Source organism: Escherichia sp. E3659, assembly GCF_005781135.1.
Classification (GTDB): Bacteria; Pseudomonadota; Gammaproteobacteria; order Enterobacterales; family Enterobacteriaceae; genus Escherichia.
The window spans coordinates 1-18285 of the sequence record NZ_VATQ01000016.1 but is presented as its reverse complement, the minus strand read 5'-3'; the positions used below and the strand labels follow the sequence as shown (position 1 = coordinate 18285).

The following is an 18285-nucleotide window of genomic DNA, read 5'->3' as shown; positions in this document are numbered from 1 at the left end:
CTCAATAAGAGATAGCGACAAACTAAACCGGACGAACGGGGATAAAAATTTCGCAAACAACATCATTGCCATCCTTTTCTACGAAATCTTCATTGTAATAAAAGCGCTCAATATCGCTGCCGTTCACTCTGGCTAACCCCCTGGCAGGCAACTCTATCAGATAGATGTTACGCACCCAGTCAGGATAATGTTCCCAGTTTCCTTCATAACGGAAAGAGGCATAAAGTCCTCGGGTCGTTGTCCACTCTTTTGGCATGTCAGCATATTCACATACCGTACCAGCAAAGGTTTCAACTGTGAGTAAATCGACCGACTTTGTTGATGGTTTAAACGTTGAGACGAAATAGATATCCGTCTTAAAATCCTTCATACACCTGGCTAAATGATGACGTCGCAATTTGACTTCTTCATCCGGTGATTTATTCGATATTTCAGTATCATACTTAAATGAATTGCCAAAAATACGTGTTTCAGGGAAATGAATTAATGTGCAATCAGTTTTTGTATGTTGGCGTGCTAAAAATGGAGGGAAGATATTTTCCAGATCCCAATAATCACGGAGCCGGTATTCTCGGGGAGAGCATCCGAACAACTTTTTAAATTCGCGACTGAATGACTGCTGTGAATCAAAATGCAAAGATAGTGCAATATCAAGCATAGATTTCGCTGTGAGTCGGACAAGAATAGCTGCCCGGCAAAGTCTTCGTTTGCGAATGTATTCTCCCAGCGGCACATGCATGAAGTTTCTGAACAGGAGCTGGATATTGCGTCTACTGTAGCCAGATTTCTGTGCGATATCTTCGATTGAGATAGGGTTACCGAGATTGCACTCAATCCACTCCAGGAGTTGCTGCAAAATCTTCTGCCTGATCATAACATTCTCCATTTACCCTTCGCCATTTCGTACATTTTTCGTATGACAAAGGCTATTAGTGTATCAAAAACAGAAAGGTCCGAGGCCAGGCGACTGACAGTATCTCAGATTGTTGACAAATGCTTGTTGTGTATGCCGGAACTTATCCGGCCTACAAAATAGCGCAAATTCAATAAATTGCGATTCTCTGGTAGGCATGATAATCATAGCGCATCAGGCAATTTTGTGCTTGTCATCAATCTCATCGTGTCTGCTTCATTTTTCCCATAATAGAGAAATTACAGTCCCCTATTATTAATGAAATTTTTACATAAGTGATATCAAAATCCACATACTAATCTGCGGTCATGTTTTAACGTAGACTAATGATTCATACGTAATGGAGGGACTGCTAGTGGAATTTTCCGTATTAAGCAACAATCTGAAAATGCCGATGATGGGATTTGGTGTTTTTCAGGTTACCGATAAAGAAGTATGTAAACAATCAGTGTTGAATGCTATCCGAACCGGTTATCGACTCATCGACACTGCAGCGGTATATGGTAATGAAGACGCCGTCGGCGACGCTATTCGTGAAGCCATTTCGGAAGGTTTCTGTACCCGCGAGGAGTTATTTATTACGTCTAAACTGTGGGTGCAGGACATGGTTGATCAGGATACGGCAAAAGCAGGTATTGAAGCGTCATTAAAAAAATCGGGACTTGAATACTTTGATCTCTATTTATTGCACCAGGCAATGCGCGATTATTTCAGTGCATGGCGTGCACTGGAAGAGGCCTATGAAGAGGGCAAACTGAAAGCGATTGGGGTTTCCAATTTCTATCCTCATGTTCTGGCAAACTTTTGTGAAACAGTCAGAATTAAGCCAATGGTCAACCAGATTGAGTTGCATCCCTATTTTGCCCAACCAGAAGCGCTGGCAACCATGAAGTACTACAACGTGCAGCCTGAAGCATGGGCACCATTAGGCGGTGGAAGACATAAACCATTTGAAAACAGCCTGCTTCAGGGTATTGCAAATGCCCACCAAAAATCGATTTCTCAGGTAATTCTACGCTGGAATATTCAACGGGGAGTGGTTGTTATTCCAAAATCGACTCATCAGCATCGTATTGAAGAGAACTTCGCTATCTGGGATTTTTCACTGACAGAGAAAGAAATGGCGCAAATAAGCTCACTTGATCTGGGGTATGTTGGCGAATCCGTAAAACATTTTAATCCTGAGTTTGTTCGTGGCTGTCTTGGCGTAAAAATACATAACTAATTAGACTTATCAGGATGCTACCTGACCCGCACTCTGAAAATATAACTTATAGCAGATGTTATTATATATTTTCCGAAGGCGGGATCTCATTATAAAAGTAAAAATACACACTGAATCGCTTCAGTAAGATAAAGTTACAGTTATTAATGGTTGTGAAGTTATTGTTAATAATTTCATTTATACTCATTTGGGGGACTGTTTTAATAGATACCAAATGAGTATCTTTAAATAGGCATTTAAGATAAATGCAATGAAATTCAATACGTTATTGTATCGAATGCATGATTCCGTGTTGTTAGTGGCGATCATTATAAAAATGTGAGCGACGGCGAAAGAAATAAAATTAGCTATTGCATCCAGGTATCCAATGATGGATTATTGATTTGTCATACAAATCAGTTTGAATTTGTATTCTGCTACCCAATAAAAAAGCCGCCATTTTTATTGATGTCTGATAACCCGGAAGGAGTGGTTGCGATCAGGCATAAATAGAAATGAAGCAATGGAGTATTGGTTGTGAATGTAAATTTCTTTGTTACCTGTATCGGTGATGCCCTGAAATCAAGGATGGCACGCGACTCCGTGCTGCTCCTGGAAAAACTCGGCTGTCGCGTAAATTTTCCTGAGAAACAGGGATGCTGCGGTCAGCCTGCGATCAATAGTGGTTATATCAAAGAAGCGATCCCAGGAATGAAAAATCTGATCGCTGCACTTGAAGATAACGACGATCCCATTATTTCTCCCGCCGGTTCCTGCACTTACGCCGTAAAAAGTTACCCAACATATCTGGCTGACGAACCAGAATGGGCATCACGTGCAGAAAAGGTCGCCGCACGTATGCAGGATCTCACTTCTTTTATTGTCAATACATTAGGGGTAGTCGATGTAGGCGCCAGCTTGCAAGGGAGGGCGGTATATCATCCATCCTGTAGTCTGGCCCGTAAGCTGGGTGTGAAGGATGAACCACTTACGCTGCTAAAAAATGTACGTGGACTGGAGCTGTTGCCCTTTGCCGAACAGGATACTTGCTGCGGGTTTGGCGGTACATTCTCGGTCAAAATGGCCGAAATTTCCGGCGAGATGGTGAAAGAAAAGGTTTCACACCTGATGGAGGTCTGTCCTGAGTATTTAATTGGTGCCGACATTAGTTGCTTGCTGAATATAAGTGGGCGATTACAACGGGAAGGGCAGAAAGTCAAAGTGATGCATATTGCTGAAGTGCTGATGAGCCGCTGAGGGTATAAAGATGTCGATCAAAACCAGTAATACAGAGTTCAAGACACGCATCCGTCAGCAAATTGAAGATCCGATCATGCGCAAAGCGGTGGCAAACGCGCAGCAGCGTATTGGAGCAAATCGGCAAAAAATGGTCGATGAATTAGGTCACTGGGAGGAGTGGCGCGATCGTGCCAGCCAGATACGTGATCATGTTCTGAGTAATCTCGACGCTTATCTGTACCAGCTCTCCGAAAAAGTGACGCAAAACGGCGGTCACGTCTATTTTGCAAAAACCAAAGAAGACGCTACTCGCTACATTTTACAGGTCGCCCAACGCAAAAATGCCCGGAAGGTGGTGAAATCTAAATCGATGGTGACCGAAGAGATTGGCGTCAATCATGTGTTGCAGGATGCTGGCATTCAGGTGATTGAAACCGATCTGGGTGAATACATTCTTCAGTTGGATCAAGATCCGCCATCTCATGTTGTGGTCCCGGCTATCCATAAAGATCGCCACCAGATCCGCCGGGTGCTACACGAACGTCTGGGCTATGAGGGCCCGGAGACGCCTGAAGCGATGACCTTATTTATTCGTCAAAAGATCCGTGAAGATTTCCTCAGTGCCGAAATCGGTATAACCGGCTGTAATTTCGCGGTAGCAGAAACCGGTTCTGTATGCCTGGTGACCAATGAAGGCAATGCGCGAATGTGTACCACGCTACCTAAAACGCACATCGCGGTGATGGGGATGGAGCGTATTGCCCCCACGTTTGCCGAGGTTGATGTATTGATCACCATGCTGGCGCGTAGTGCCGTTGGCGCACGTTTGACGGGATACAACACCTGGCTGACAGGGCCGCGCGAAGCGGGGCATGTGGACGGGCCTGAAGAGTTTCATCTGGTTATTGTTGATAACGGGCGTTCTGAAGTGCTGGCCTCTGAATTTCGGGATGTGCTGCGCTGTATTCGTTGCGGAGCCTGTATGAATACTTGTCCGGCATATCGCCACATTGGAGGTCACGGATACGGCTCAATTTACCCAGGGCCAATCGGCGCGGTGATTTCTCCGCTACTTGGCGGCTATAAAGATTTTAAAGATTTACCTTACGCCTGCTCTTTATGCACGGCCTGTGACAGCGTGTGTCCGGTGCGTATTCCTCTGTCAAAACTGATTTTGCGTCATCGTCGGGTGATGGCTGAAAAAGGGATCACCGCAAAAGCAGAGCAACGGGCGATCAAAATGTTCGCTTATGCCAATAGCCATCCGGGATTGTGGAAAGTCGGAATGATGGCAGGCGCTCATGCGGCAAGCTGGTTTATCAGTGGTGGCAAAACACCACTCAGGATCGGTGCGATTAGCAACTGGATGGAAGCCCGCGATCTTCCTGAAGCTGACGGCGAGAGTTTCCGTAGTTGGTTTAAGAAACATCAGGCGCAGGAGAAAAAGAATGGATAATCGAAGCGAATTTTTGCAAAACGTTGCTCAGGCACTGGGCCGCCCGCTGCGACTCGAACCGCAAACGGAAGATGTGCCGCTTAACAACTATGCAAACGAGCGTCTTACTGAACTTAACCAGCAACAGCGCTGTGACGCGTTTATCCAGTTTGCCAGCGATGTTATGTTGACGCGTTGTGAACTGACCAGCGAGGCGCAGGCCGCGGATGCTGCATTACGCCTGTGTAAAGAGCTGGGAGAGCAGTCGGTGGTGATTAGCGGTGACAGGCGACTGGAAGAGCTGGGGATCCGTGAGCGTTTACAACAGGAATGCAATGCCGCCGTGTGGGATCCGCTGAAAGGTGCCGAGAATATCTCGCAGGCAGAGCAGGCTAAAGTTGGCGTAGTGTATGCTGAATATGGCTTAACAGAATCGGGAGGCGTGGTGCTTTTTTCCGCTGCTGAGCGTGGGCGCTCGTTGAGTTTGCTCCCTGAGTCCTCAATTTTTATCCTGCGTAAAAGCACCATCCTGCCACGTGTGGCTCAACTCGCAGAAAAATTGCATCAGAAAGCGCAGTCCGGTGAACGTATGCCGTCCTGCATTAACATCATTAGCGGCCCTAGTTCAACGGCGGATATTGAGCTTATCAAAGTCGTCGGGGTTCATGGCCCGGTGAAAGCGGTATACCTGATTATTGAGGATTGCTGAGAGAGAGTAACATGAGAGTTACCTCACGTTTTTATAGCAGGATTCGGTCCCGTATCAAAACGGTAACTCTCAACCTTGCAAAGCCTACAGTCAAATCAAGTCGCGACTGAATTTTTAGCTCGTAGCAGTATTCTATTCACCACAAAATACGCAGCCGTGCTTCTCGCCAATCATAATTGATGCCTCCACCACGCGCAGGCCTTCCAGTTCGTATACGGCCCGCCGTCTCGTCGTAGTCTGTTTTGCACGCATCGCACGGGGGAAAGGCGGTTTCGGTGTAATTACGCACAAGTTCGTTGAGCTGTTTATTGACCTGACAATCGACACACAGGGAATAGTGTGATGTTCCAGGACGTGCATAAAACTGCGCCATGTCTGCATATGGTACGGGAATCATTGAACCACTGTAGAATTTTATGCATATATTATATATAGTTGTAACTTCATATCTTGTAATTTCTCTTAGTCACTTGTAAATCTTATATTCTATTAATTAACGGTTTTATATGAATGAAAGCTGAATGGATTCAGTCTTATGCGCATATATATTTATTAATAAGACAATTCTTATAATTAAATACCTAATAAGAGTTATCGCTTTCGTTGGTTATATATTATTGGTGTGATGCCTGCTTCTTGTTTATATTTTGAGTTGATTTGAGCTCTTAGATACATATAATGCGCATATGTTCGAGACTGGGGGCTAATGTAAGGATTAAGTTAAGATTGTTAATTTGAAATAGGTGTCCGGTAGTAAGTTAATCTATTATTACTCTCTGAACTGCATACCCAGGTATGTGGTTATCAATGTTATGCGATTTTTTTGAATTTATATATGCCATGAGCAGCAACCGGGATGGCATTTTATACGTTGCTGTTTATGCAATCTTGGTTTTATTTGGATGTATTGCTGGAGATTGTGATGAATAAAATATATCGGCTAAAGTGGAACAGGTCCCGTAACTGTTGGAGCGTCTGCTCTGAACTGGGAAGCAAAATAAAAGGCAAAAAATCCCGGGCTGTTTTAATTAGCGCGATAAGTTTATATTCATCTCTGGCGTTCTCTGGTGATTTTACCGTGAACCAGGATAAGACTGTTGATTACGGCAAAGCCGATCAGAACATCGATTACCGTATTACGGTGACTGATAATGCTAATCTGGTTATTAACGTAACAGACACTTCCCGTCCTCGTTTCACGCTCAATTCTGGTGGTGGATTGGATATCACCGGAGGGAAAGTGTATATCAATGGTCAGCTTGACGTACTGTTGAAAGGGACGGGTTTCCTGAACGTCTCCAATGCTGGTAGTGAGTTGTATGCTGATGATTTATATGACTCAAACTCCGGCTCCTGGCATGATCGCGGCTATTTCAATGTCTCCAACGGCGGCAAAATCCATGTTAAGGGCACCAGTCGTCTGACTTATACGCAGGGAAATGTCAGTGGTGAAGGCAGCCAGGTAAATTCTGAAACCTTCTTTATGGGCGTTTTCAGCAGTTACGGTGGTGATCAGTATCTGTCAGTTAATAACGGCGGTGAAGTTAATGCCAGTAAGCAAATTAGCCTGGGCTATTATAATCAAAACTCCGATACAACGTTGGCAGTCTCGGAAGGTGGTAAAATTTCGGCGCCTACTATTAGTTTAAGCACCAACTCGGAGTTGGCGTTAGGTGCACAGGAAGGAAGTGCAGCGAAAGCGGCAGGGATTATTGATGCCGAAAAAATTGAGTTTGTGTGGGCTTCGACATCCGAGAAGAAAATCACCTTAAACCACACGGATAAAAACGCGACTATTTCCGCTGATATTGTCAGTGGCAGCGAGGGCCTGGGCTATATCAATGCGCTCAATGGCACGACTTACTTAACCGGTGATAACTCTGCCTTTAGCGGTAAAGTCAAAATTGAGCAAAATGGCGCTTTAGGGATCACTCAAAATATAGGTACAGCAGAAATCACCAACCGCGGGAAATTACACCTGAAGGCTGACGATAGCATGACCTTTGCCAATAAGATCTCCGGCAACGGTACAATAAGTATCGACAGTGGGACGGTGGAGTTGACCGGCAATAACAATTCATTCTACGGATATATTGATGTTGCTTCTGGTGCTGTCGCTGTTATTTCTGAAGACAAGAACATCGGCCGTGCAGAACTGGATGTTGATGGCAAACTGCAAATCAATGCCAATAAAGATTGGGTATTTGATAACGATCTTGAAGGTAGAGGCATTGTTGAAATAAACATGGGGAATCACGAATTCTCCTTCGATGAGTTTGCTTATACAGACTGGTTCCAGGGTTCACTGGCGTTCCAGAACACGACATTTAATCTGGAAAAGAATGCTGAGTTTCTGCAGAAAGGCGGGATCACTGCGGGTCAGGGAAGCCTGGTAACAGTGGGTAAGGGCGCTCACTCCATTAGCACTTTGGGATTCTCCGGCGGAACCGTTGATTTTGGTGCCCTGACAGCAGGTGCACAGATGACAGAAGGGACGGTCAACGTGAGTAAAACGCTGGATTTGCGCGGCGAGGGTGTGATTCAGGTTTCTGACAGTGACGTTGTCCGCTCAGTATCTCGTGATATTGACTCTGCGTTATCGCTCACTGAAGTCGATGATGGTAACAGCGCCATTAAGCTGGTTGATGCGCAAGGTGCGGAAGTTCTGGGCGATGCGGGCAATCTGCAATTGCAGGATAAAAATGGGCAAATCCTCTCCAGCAGCGCCCAACGTGATATTCAACAGAATGGGCAAAAAGCGGCCGTCGGCACTTACGACTATCGTCTGACGAGTGGGGTAAACAATGACGGTCTGTATATCGGTTACGGCCTGACCCAGCTTGATTTACACGCTACCGACAGCGATGCTCTGGTGCTGAGCTCTAACGGTAAAAGCGAGAATGCCGCCGACCTGAGTGCAAAGATTACCGGCAGTGGTGACCTGGCATTCAGCAGCCAGAAAGGTCAGACCGTATCGCTTTCTAACAAAGACAACGACTATACCGGTATTACCGATCTGCGCAGCGGGACGCTCTTGTTGAATAACGATAACGTGTTGGGGAATACCCGTGAACTGCGTCTGGCGGCGGAGACTGAACTGGATATGAATGGTCACAGCCAGACCGTGGGTACGCTCAATGGCGGCGCCGATTCGCTGCTGAACTTAAACGGCGGCAGTCTGACTCTTGCCAGCGGGGGGACTTCAGCAGGTTCGTTAACGGGGAACGGAGAGCTGAATATTCAGAGCGGCACGCTGGACGTCGCGGGCGATAACAGCAACCTGACGGCTAATATGAATATTGCCAGCTCGGCTAAAGTGCTGGTAAGTCATGCACAGGGATTGGGGGGCGCAAACGTTGAGAACAACGGTACCCTGGTGTTGAATAATAGCGCTGAAAAAAGAGCGGCTGTGCCTGTGAATTACACCCTGGGCGGCAACCTGACTAACAACGGTACGCTGATGACCGGAGAGTCAGGACAGCAAGCGGGCAACGCGTTAGTGGTGAAGGGGAACTACCATGGTGATAACGGCCGACTGGTGATGAATGCGGCACTGAATGGCGATGATTCAGTGACGGATAAACTGGTTGTTGAGGGCGATACCAGCGGCACGACCTCCGTTACGGTGAATAACGCTGGTGGTACAGGCGCTAAAACGCTTAACGGCATTGAACTTATCCATGTTGATGGTAAGTCTGAGGGGGAATTTGTTCAGGCGGGGCGTATCGTTGCGGGCGCATATGACTACACTCTCGCGCGTGGTAAGGGGGCAAACAGCGGTAACTGGTATCTGACCAGTGGTGGTGATTCAGCTGAACCGCAACCGGAGCCAGAGCCGATGCCGAATCCGGAGCCAAACCCGAATCCGGAGCCAACCCCGAATCCAGAGCCGACCCCTAACCCGACACCTACGCCGGGTCCGGATCTGAATGTGGATAATGACCTGCGACCGGAGGCGGGTAGCTACATCGCGAACCTTGCAGCAGCGAATACCATGTTCACCACGCGTCTGCATGAGCGTCTGGGTAATACGGACTATACCGACATGGTGACGGGTGAGCAGAAACAAACCGCTATGTGGATGCGCCATGAAGGTGGTCATAATAAATGGCGTGATGGCAGCGGCCAGCTGAAAACCCAAAGCAATCGCTATGTTCTGCAACTGGGAGGCGATATCGCGCAGTGGAGCCAAAACGGCAGCGACCGCTGGCATGTTGGTGTAATGGCGGGATATGGCAACAGCGACAGCAAAACCATTTCCTCGCGAACCGGTTATCGTGCAAAAGCGAGTGTGAACGGATACAGCACCGGCCTGTATGCCACCTGGTATGCCGATGACGAATCGCATAATGGCGCGTATCTCGACAGTTGGGCGCAGTACAGCTGGTTTGATAACACAGTGAAAGGTGATGATTTACAAAGTGAATCCTATAAATCAAAAGGATTTACCGCTTCACTGGAAGCTGGATACAAACACAAATTAGCTGAATTTAATGGCAGCCAGGGAACGCGTAATGAATGGTATGTTCAGCCACAAGCACAGGTTACCTGGATGGGAGTCAAAGCCGATAAGCACCGCGAAAGCAACGGAACCCTCGTTCATAGCAACGGTGATGGCAACATTCAGACTCGACTTGGTGTAAAAACCTGGCTGAAGAGTCATCATAAAATGGACGACGGTAAATCCCGCGAGTTCCAGCCGTTTGTAGAAGTGAACTGGCTGCATAACAGTAAGGATTTCAGCACCAGCATGGATGGCGTGTCAGTCACTCAGGATGGAGCCCGAAATATTGCCGAGATAAAAACGGGTGTGGAAGGACAGCTAAATGCCAACCTGAATGTCTGGGGAAATGTGGGCGTTCAGGTTGCCGATAAGGGATATAATGACACCTCTGCAATGATTGGCGTTAAGTGGCAATTCTGATCTGAATAATAAGTAAAAGGAGAGAGCCGAATGGGTGCTAATTCGGCTCTCTGTGTCATTTTCTTGCAGCCAGCTTTTCCTGCCAGAGTGAAGACAAGCAGATTAAGCTGGCGCACAAGATTTAATCAAGGTGTGTTAAATGGCTTCGCATGATTTGAGTGTTTTTTTGGAAGAGTTCGGCGCAACGGTGAATTTGACGTTGCCTGGTATTGTGTCCGAAAAAGAACGGCTTTTACTCAAGCTGCTAATGGAGGGGATGTCGGTTACAGAAATCTCACAGTACAGAAATCGCAGTGCAAAGACAATTTCACATCAAAAGAAGCAGTTGTATGAGAAATTAGGCATCCAGAGTGATATTACCTTCTGGCGGGATATCTTTTTTCAGTATCACCCGCAGGTAACCACTGCCACGGGAAATAAAAATAAAATTTATCTTCCTGACAACCGTTGTCACCATATTGTCACACCTGAAGCCATCAGTCTGGCGCTGGAAAACCATGAATTCAAACCATGGATCCAACCGGTATTTTGTGCTCAGACAGGAGTACTGACAGGTTGTGAAGTGCTTGTTCGCTGGGAACATCCGCAAACGGGAATCATCCCGCCGGATCAATTTATTCCTCTGGCGGAGTCATCTGGTCTTATCGTCATAATGACCCGTCAGTTGATGAAACAGACTGCGGATATTCTGATGCCGGTAAAACATTTGCTGCCGGACAACTTCCATATTGGTATCAACGTCTCGGCGGGCTGTTTTTTGGCTGCGGGATTTGAAAAAGAGTGTCTGAACCTGGTTAAGAAATTAGGTAACGATAAAATCAAGCTGGTTCTTGAGCTGACGGAACGTAACCCTATTCCGGTAACGCCAGAAGCCAGAGCGATATTTGATAGCCTTCATCAGCACAATATTACCTTTGCGCTGGATGACTTTGGTACGGGTTATGCGACCTATCGTTACTTGCAGGCGTTCCCGGTCGATTTTATTAAGATCGATAAGTCATTTGTGCAAATGGCGAGCGTGGACGAAATCTCCGGTCATATTGTCGACAATATTGTCGAACTGGCGCGTAAGCCTGGTCTGAGTATCGTCGCGGAAGGGGTAGAAACCCAGGAGCAGGCGGATTTAATGATCGGTAAAGGCGTTCACTTTTTGCAGGGCTATTTGTACTCCCCGCCAGTTCCGGGTAATAAATTTATCTCTGAATGGGTAATGAAAGCAGGTGGTTGATGTAAACCGCTATTCACAGCGCATCGGGAGGTTGGCAGCGATTAATTCTCCCGATGCAGTAAATCCTGATAGATCCCCGTTAATATGCCATTTGGCGCAAATTGTTTTTTAATCCACTGCGTCACCTGACCCGTAGCAGAATGCTGAGTCGCCAGTAACATGCGCGAATCCTGGCGCGGATTATGGATTTGTCGGGTAACCAGCAGGGATTGCGTCATCGCCTCACGGACCATGTAATCCGGCAAAAAACCAATCCCTTCACCTAAAATCTGGCACTGGCATTTGGTGTTGAAATCTGGCACCAGAATCGACTCCTGCCCGTGCAGCAACCAGCCCACTTTTTTATTAATCGTATGCGCGGTGTCCTCCACCATAATATTAGGGTAGAGACGCAGCTGGCTTTCGGCGATGGGTTCCGGCACAAAGGCTAACGGGTGATCCGGGGCGATAGCAAAAGCCCAGCGAATCGCGCCAATCTCAGTGTAATCAATTCCGCCACCGTCCAGCAGCGTGTCGGGCGCGCCGATGGCGATATTCGCCTGATTATTAATAATCGCATCCCAGACGCCGTTATACACTTCGGTGGTGACGGTAATCTGGCAAGTAGGAAACTGCTTTTTCAGCACCTGCAATAAGCGTGCGGTGTGTTTGGGCGTATAAAGCAGTTGGTTAATACAAATGCGCACGCGTGCTTCTATGCCCTGCGAAATAGTATCGATACTGCGTTTGATGGCGTGAAAATCATTCAGCAGGTCGGTAGCTTTGCGGAAAAAATAACGCCCGGACTCCGTCAACTCAATGCTGCGGGTATTGCGGGTGAACAGCACCACATCCAGCCCCGTCTCCATACGCTTAATGGTGTAGCTAATGGCGGAAGTGGTTAAACCCAACTCTTCAGCGGCTTTACTGAAGCTGCCAAAACGTGCAGCGGTAGTAAATGCCAACAGGTTTTCTTCGGTAAAAATTGAGTTCATTAAACCATTCCCGCCATTATCTACTTTAATTTTCTCCAGGCATAACTGTAGCGGTATCGATTAAAGATAGATAATCATTTTCAGACTGATGACAAACTCGCTTACGGGTCAAAACGGGCACGACTTTCCCCCTCACCCTAACCCTCTCCCCGATGGGGCGAGGGGACCGTCCGTGCACTTGCCTGGCTTTGTCATCAGTCTGATAATCATTTTTGAATAACTTTTAATACCCGTCGCGTTTAGTCGTCACTTCGCTTAATTTTTGCCCACTATATTCTGAAATTATCCCCACGCAGTTACCCGCCAGAAAACCCAGTAACGTTACCGTCCAGTTCATCCCGCTGGCAAAAAATAGCGTCATGCCGAGAAAGCCCCCTGGAATGAATGACAGCAACCAGAAACGCCCTTGCCAGACCACTACCGCTGAGAAAGGCACGGTAGTAATCACGCTCGCCCAGAACCCGGAAATCCCACTCACCGAGACAAGCCCGCCGGCAGCCAGCGCGGCGAAAAACGCCCACACCATCCCGGAATAATTAACCGCCAGACTTCTGATAAACCCCGATTTACCGCCGCCTGCGGCATAAAAACTGCAAAAGGCGACGAAGCCAATGGTTCCTAATAATTCCCATCCCTGAGAGAGCCCGACATGTGAAGACACTAACTGCCAAAGCCCTGCACAAATACCGACGGTGACACCCGTTGCCGTGAGTCCGTTCATCTTGTTCCCCTCTGGTTAGACATGGACGAAAGCTACTCTTACATGTGCAGACTATAGAGAAATAAAACCTGATTGAGTGGAAGGGTATTGGGTCAAAGAAACAAATATTGCACTACCGCACACTGCGAAAAGATTGTTGAACATCATTCAACAAAAAGGCGAAATACGGCGAATTAAATTTAAGCGGGTTCTTTTAGCTGAATTTCGTTGCTATTCTCAATTCATCGAAAACAGCCACAAAAACCAGGGGAATGTGAATGACTATAAAAAATCTACCTGCCGACTATTTATTGGCTGCACAACAGGGCGATATTGATAAAGTAAAAACCTGCCTTGCGCTGGGTGTCGATGTTAATACCTGCGATCGCCAGGGGCGAACGGCAATTACGCTGGCAAGTTTATATCAGCAATATGCTTGCGTTCAGGCATTAATTGATGCCGGAGCGGATATTAATAAACAAGACCTGACATGTTTAAATCCTTTTTTAATGAGCTGCCTGACCGGTGATTTAACCCTGTTACGGATTATTTTACCGGCTAAACCAGACCTTAATTGCGTCACCCGTTTTGGCGGTGTCGGCCTGACGCCTGCCTGTGAAAAAGGCCATTTAAGTATTGTAAAAGAGCTTTTGGCGCATACGGAAATTAACGTTAACCAGACCAACCATGTTGGCTGGACGCCGCTACTGGAAGCGATTGTGCTTAACGATGGCGGGATTAAACAGCAGGCGATTGTCCAGCTATTGCTGGAACACGGGGCCAGTCCGCACATGACCGATAAATATGGCAAAACACCGCTGGAACTGGCGCGGGAACGGGGCTTTGAAGAGATTGCTCAGTTGCTGATTGCCGCAGGCGCATAACCCGGGAGGCTGGCTATCAACACACCAGAAAGCCGGTGTGTGTGGGCGCTAACTGCGGATGCGGATTTTCTGGCGCAGCGGGGGCAAGGACAGGTTGAACAGGTCTTTGCCAGAGCGGTAAATATCGCACTCCCGGCTCGCCAGCAGTTGCTGACGCTGCTTTGTGAAGAGTACGACAATGCGCCAAACAGTTGTCGGTTGGCACTCACTCACTTTGATGGTCTGTTCCGGCATGGTGATAAGGTTCAGTTTGACGATCAAGGCATTACGGTTGGTCAACATCTTCATATAGAGATGAGTCGTTGTCGGCGTTGGCTGTCCCCAACCTTGCAAATGACCGCTGTGAATTTTCACCTTATCGCCTGGCAACAGTGGCACGACATTATTCATCAGCACCTGGGGGAAAATGAAACCCTGTTTAATTATCGCGGCGATAATCCGTTTTATCAGGCGTTAAATAAAGAACTACATATTAAACGACGGGCAGTTATTCAGGCAGTAAACGAAAAACAAAATATCGCCTCAGCGGTCGCCAGTATGATGGGATTAGGGATTGGCCTTACGCCATCAGCTGACGATTATTTAACAGGTCTGGCACTTATTTTATTTATATCCGGGCATCCGGCGGAAAAATACAAAGAGGAATTTTATCTCGGTCTGCAACGCGGCAAAAATAATACCACATTATTAAGTGCCATAACACTGGAAGCCGCATTACAACAACGCTGCCGGGAAAATATTCATCGCTTTATTCACAACATTATTTATGACATCCCTGGGAACGCAACTCAGGCAATAGAAAAAATTAAACATATTGGCTCCAGTTCCGGCTGCGACATGCTGTACGGCATGGCCGATGGTTGTGCGCTGAGCCAAACCTACGGAGGGAATTATGTCAGTTAAAATAGTCATTAAACCGAATACCTATTTTGATTCTGTCTCGCTGATGTCTATCTCCACGCGTGCAAATAAACTCGACGGCGTCGAGCAGGCATTTGTGGCGATGGCGACCGAAATGAACAAAGGCGTGCTGAAGAATTTAGGGCTGCTGACGCCGGAGCTGGAACAGGCGAAAAACGGCGACCTGATGATTGTCATCAATGGTAAATCGGGTGCGGACAACGAGCAGTTGCTGGTGGAGATTGAAGAACTGTTCAACACCAAAGCGCAAAGCGGCTCGCACGAGGCGCGTTACGCCACTATTGCCAGCGCCAAAAAGCATATCCCGGAAAGTAACCTGGCAGTGATTTCGGTCAACGGTCTGTTTGCCGCTCGCGAAGCGCGTCAGGCGCTGCAAAACGATCTTAACGTGATGCTGTTTTCCGATAACGTCTCGGTTGAAGATGAACTGGCGCTCAAACAGTTGGCCCACGAAAAAGGGCTGCTGATGATGGGGCCAGACTGCGGCACGGCGATTATCAACGGCGCGGCGCTCTGTTTTGGTAACGCCGTGCGTCGCGGCAACATCGGTATTGTTGGCGCATCTGGTACCGGCAGCCAGGAGCTGAGCGTCCGCATTCATGAATTTGGCGGCGGCGTTTCGCAACTGATTGGCACCGGTGGGCGCGACCTGAGCGAGAAAATCGGCGGCCTGATGATGCTCGACGCTATCGGGATGCTGGAAAACGATCCGCAGACTGAAATCATTGTGCTTATCTCCAAACCGCCAGCGCCTGCGGTGGCCCGCAGAGTGCTGGAACGTGCGCGCGCCTGCCGCAAGCCGGTAGTGGTCTGCTTCCTCGGTCGTGGCGAAACGCCTGTGGATGAGCAGGGGTTACAGTTTGCCCGTGGCACCAAAGAGGCGGCGCTGAAAGCAGTGATGCTCTCCGGCGTGAAACAGGAACATCTCGACCTGCATACGCTGAACCAGCCGTTGATTGCTGATGTGCGTGCGCGTCTGCAACCGCAGCAGAAGTACATTCGTGGCCTGTTCTGCGGCGGCACGCTATGTGACGAAACCATGTTCGCGGTGATGGAAAAACACGGCGATGTCTACAGCAACATTCAGCCCGATCCGGAATTCCGCCTGAAAGATATCAACCGCAGCATCAAACACACCTTCCTCGACTTTGGTGATGACGACTTCACCAACGGCAAGCCGCACCCGATGATTGACCCGACCAACCGCATCAGTCGCTTGATCGAAGAGGCGCGCGATCCAGAAGTGGCGGTGATCGTGATGGATTTTGTGCTCGGATTTGGATCGCATGAAGATCCGGTCGGCTCCACCATCGATGCGATCAAAGAAGCGAAAGCGATCGCCGCTGCCGAAGGGCGCGAGTTGATCATTCTCGCCTATGTGCTGGGTACCGATCTCGATACGCCATCGTTAGAACAACAAAGCCAGATGCTGCTTGATGCCGGAGTGATTCTGGCGAGCAGCAGCACCAATACCGGATTGCTGGCGCGTGAATTTATCTGCAAAGGGGAGGAAGCCTGATGAGCCAGTCACTGTTTAGCCAACCGTTGAATGTTATTAACGTCGGCATCGCCATGTTTAGCGATGACCTGAAAAAGCAGCATGTAGAAGTGACCCAACTTGACTGGACGCCGCCGGGGCAGGGCAATATGCAGGTGGTACAGGCGCTGGATAACATTGCCGATTCGCCGCTGGCAGACAAAATCGCCGCCGCTAACCAGCAGGCGCTGGAGCGCATTATCCAGTCGCATCCGGTGCTGATTGGTTTTGATCAGGCGATTAACGTGGTGCCGGGCATGACGGCGAAAACCATTCTTCACGCCGGGCCGCCGGTTACCTGGGAAAAAATGTGCGGCGCGATGAAAGGCGCGGTCACCGGGGCGCTGGTGTTCGAAGGGCTGGCGAAAGATCTCGATGAGGCGGCTGAACTGGCGGCCTCCGGGGAAATTACCTTCTCGCCGTGCCACGAACATGACTGCGTGGGATCGATGGCGGGTGTTACCTCGGCCTCGATGTTTATGCACATCGTAAAAAACAAAACCTACGGCAATATCGCTTACACCAATATGAGCGAGCAGATGGCGAAGATTTTGCGTATGGGCGCCAACGATCAGAGCGTGATTGACCGCCTGAACTGGATGCGCGATGTGCAGGGGCCAATGCTGCGCGACGCGATGAAAATTATCGGCGAGATCGATCTGCGCTTAATGCTGGCGCAGGCGCTGCATATGGGCGATGAATGCCATAACCGCAATAACGCCGGGACGACGCTGCTGATTCAGGCGCTGACGCCGGGGATTATTCAGGCAGGTTATTCCGTCGAGCAACAGCGCGAAGTGTTTGAGTTTGTCGCCAGCAGCGACTACTTCTCCGGCCCGACGTGGATGGCGATGTGTAAAGCGGCGATGGATGCGGCGCACGGCATCGAATACAGCACCGTGGTGACCACGATGGCGCGTAACGGCGTCGAGTTCGGCCTGCGAGTCAGTGGCCTGCCGGGGCAATGGTTTACCGGTCCGGCGCAGCAGGTGATCGGCCCGATGTTTGCCGGTTATAAGCCGGAAGATTCGGGGCTGGATATCGGCGACAGCGCCATCACCGAAACCTACGGTATTGGCGGATTTGCTATGGCAACCGCGCCTGCAATCGTCGCGCTGGTGGGCGGCACGGTGGAAGAGGCTATCGATTTCTCCCGCCAGATGCGTGAAATCACTCTCGGTGAAAACCCGAACGTCACCATTCCGCTGCTCGGTTTTATGGGCGTGCCGTCGGCTATCGACATCACCCGCGTGGGCAGCAGCGGCATTCTGCCGGTGATCAATACCGCCATCGCCCATAAAGATGCGGGCGTCGGCATGATTGGCGCGGGCATTGTGCATCCACCATTCGCCTGCTTCGAGAAAGCCATTCTTGGCTGGTGCGAACGTTACGGCGTCTGACTTGTATGTTCATGCCGGATGCGGCGTGAACGCCTTATCCGGCCTACGAGTGGCGCAAGAATCTGTAGGCCTGATAAGCGTAGCGCATCAGGCATTTGTCACGATTGCCGGATGCGGCGTGAACGCCTTATCCGGCCTACGAGTGGCGCAAGAATCTGTAGGCCTGATAAGCGTAGCGCATCAGGCAATTGTCACCACTGCCGGATGCGGCGTGAAC

At 48.8% G+C, this 18285-nt stretch carries 13 protein-coding genes and 2 pseudogenes; 11 read left to right on the top strand and 4 right to left on the bottom strand.

Going from position 1 to position 18285, the window contains the following annotated elements; genetic code table 11:
* Positions 1-22: 22 nt before the first annotated feature.
* Positions 23-874 (bottom strand): helix-turn-helix domain-containing protein, encoded by an 852-nt coding sequence (locus FEK47_RS13810; RefSeq protein ID WP_135486627.1) that lies wholly within the window; start codon positions 872-874, stop codon positions 23-25.
* 394 nt (positions 875-1268) lie between these two features.
* Here FEK47_RS13810 and FEK47_RS13805 point away from each other — a divergent pair, with 394 nt between their 5' ends.
* From FEK47_RS13805 to FEK47_RS13790, 4 genes are all read left to right on the top strand, one after another.
* Entirely contained in the window at positions 1269-2138 is an 870-nt protein-coding gene (locus tag FEK47_RS13805) for an aldo/keto reductase (RefSeq protein WP_135486626.1), read from the top strand.
* A gap of 516 nt (positions 2139-2654) precedes the next feature.
* On the top strand, positions 2655-3374 hold the full coding sequence (locus FEK47_RS13800) for a (Fe-S)-binding protein (RefSeq protein WP_130218352.1): 720 nt from the start codon (positions 2655-2657) through the stop codon (positions 3372-3374).
* Positions 3375-3384: 10 nt separating this feature from the next.
* Positions 3385-4812: a LutB/LldF family L-lactate oxidation iron-sulfur protein gene (locus FEK47_RS13795; protein WP_135486625.1), complete on the top strand. Its 1428-nt coding sequence runs from the start codon at positions 3385-3387 to the stop codon at positions 4810-4812.
* Positions 4805-5500, top strand: a complete 696-nt coding sequence (locus FEK47_RS13790) for a lactate utilization protein C (RefSeq protein ID WP_135404416.1) — start codon at positions 4805-4807, stop codon at positions 5498-5500. The genes FEK47_RS13795 and FEK47_RS13790 overlap by 8 nt, the downstream gene beginning before the upstream one ends.
* Positions 5501-5595: 95 nt before the next feature.
* Here the strand turns inward: FEK47_RS13790 and FEK47_RS25450 are convergent.
* Positions 5596-5825: pseudogene (locus FEK47_RS25450) on the bottom strand (choline dehydrogenase); the annotation flags it as partial.
* A gap of 597 nt (positions 5826-6422) precedes the next feature.
* On the opposite strand from FEK47_RS25450, the gene FEK47_RS13785 reads away from it, so the two are divergent.
* The gene (locus FEK47_RS13785) at positions 6423-10424 is read left to right on the top strand and encodes an autotransporter outer membrane beta-barrel domain-containing protein (protein WP_135486624.1); all 4002 of its coding nucleotides are present in this window, start codon (positions 6423-6425) and stop codon (positions 10422-10424) included.
* 139 nt (positions 10425-10563) lie between these two features.
* On the top strand, positions 10564-11652 hold the full coding sequence (locus FEK47_RS13780; protein WP_130209778.1) for an EAL domain-containing protein: 1089 nt from the start codon (positions 10564-10566) through the stop codon (positions 11650-11652).
* Positions 11653-11693: 41 nt separating this feature from the next.
* Here the strand turns inward: FEK47_RS13780 and FEK47_RS13775 are convergent, their stop codons facing one another.
* A complete protein-coding gene (locus FEK47_RS13775) occupies positions 11694-12626 on the bottom strand; it encodes a LysR substrate-binding domain-containing protein (protein WP_063069923.1) in 933 nt (310 codons plus the stop codon).
* Positions 12627-12849: 223 nt separating this feature from the next.
* On the bottom strand, positions 12850-13347 hold the full coding sequence (locus FEK47_RS13770; RefSeq protein WP_138183214.1) for a DUF1097 domain-containing protein: 498 nt from the start codon (positions 13345-13347) through the stop codon (positions 12850-12852).
* Positions 13348-13604: 257 nt separating this feature from the next.
* Here FEK47_RS13770 and FEK47_RS13765 point away from each other — a divergent pair, with 257 nt between their 5' ends.
* From FEK47_RS13765 to yahH, 5 genes and pseudogenes are all read left to right on the top strand, one after another.
* Positions 13605-14210, top strand: a complete 606-nt coding sequence (locus FEK47_RS13765) for an ankyrin repeat domain-containing protein (protein WP_135486623.1) — start codon at positions 13605-13607, stop codon at positions 14208-14210.
* A 39-nt stretch (positions 14211-14249) separates the two neighbouring features.
* The gene (locus tag FEK47_RS13760) at positions 14250-15113 is read left to right on the top strand and encodes a DUF2877 domain-containing protein (RefSeq protein ID WP_135486622.1); all 864 of its coding nucleotides are present in this window, start codon (positions 14250-14252) and stop codon (positions 15111-15113) included.
* Positions 15103-16650 (top strand): acyl-CoA synthetase FdrA, encoded by a 1548-nt coding sequence (fdrA, locus tag FEK47_RS13755; RefSeq protein ID WP_135486621.1) that lies wholly within the window; start codon positions 15103-15105, stop codon positions 16648-16650. The genes FEK47_RS13760 and fdrA overlap by 11 nt, the downstream gene beginning before the upstream one ends.
* A complete protein-coding gene (locus tag FEK47_RS13750) occupies positions 16650-18068 on the top strand; it encodes a DUF1116 domain-containing protein (protein WP_000083433.1) in 1419 nt (472 codons plus the stop codon). Before fdrA ends, FEK47_RS13750 begins: the two co-directional genes overlap by 1 nt.
* 25 nt (positions 18069-18093) lie before the next feature.
* Positions 18094-18285, top strand: a pseudogene (gene yahH / locus FEK47_RS13745) (protein YahH); the annotation flags it as partial.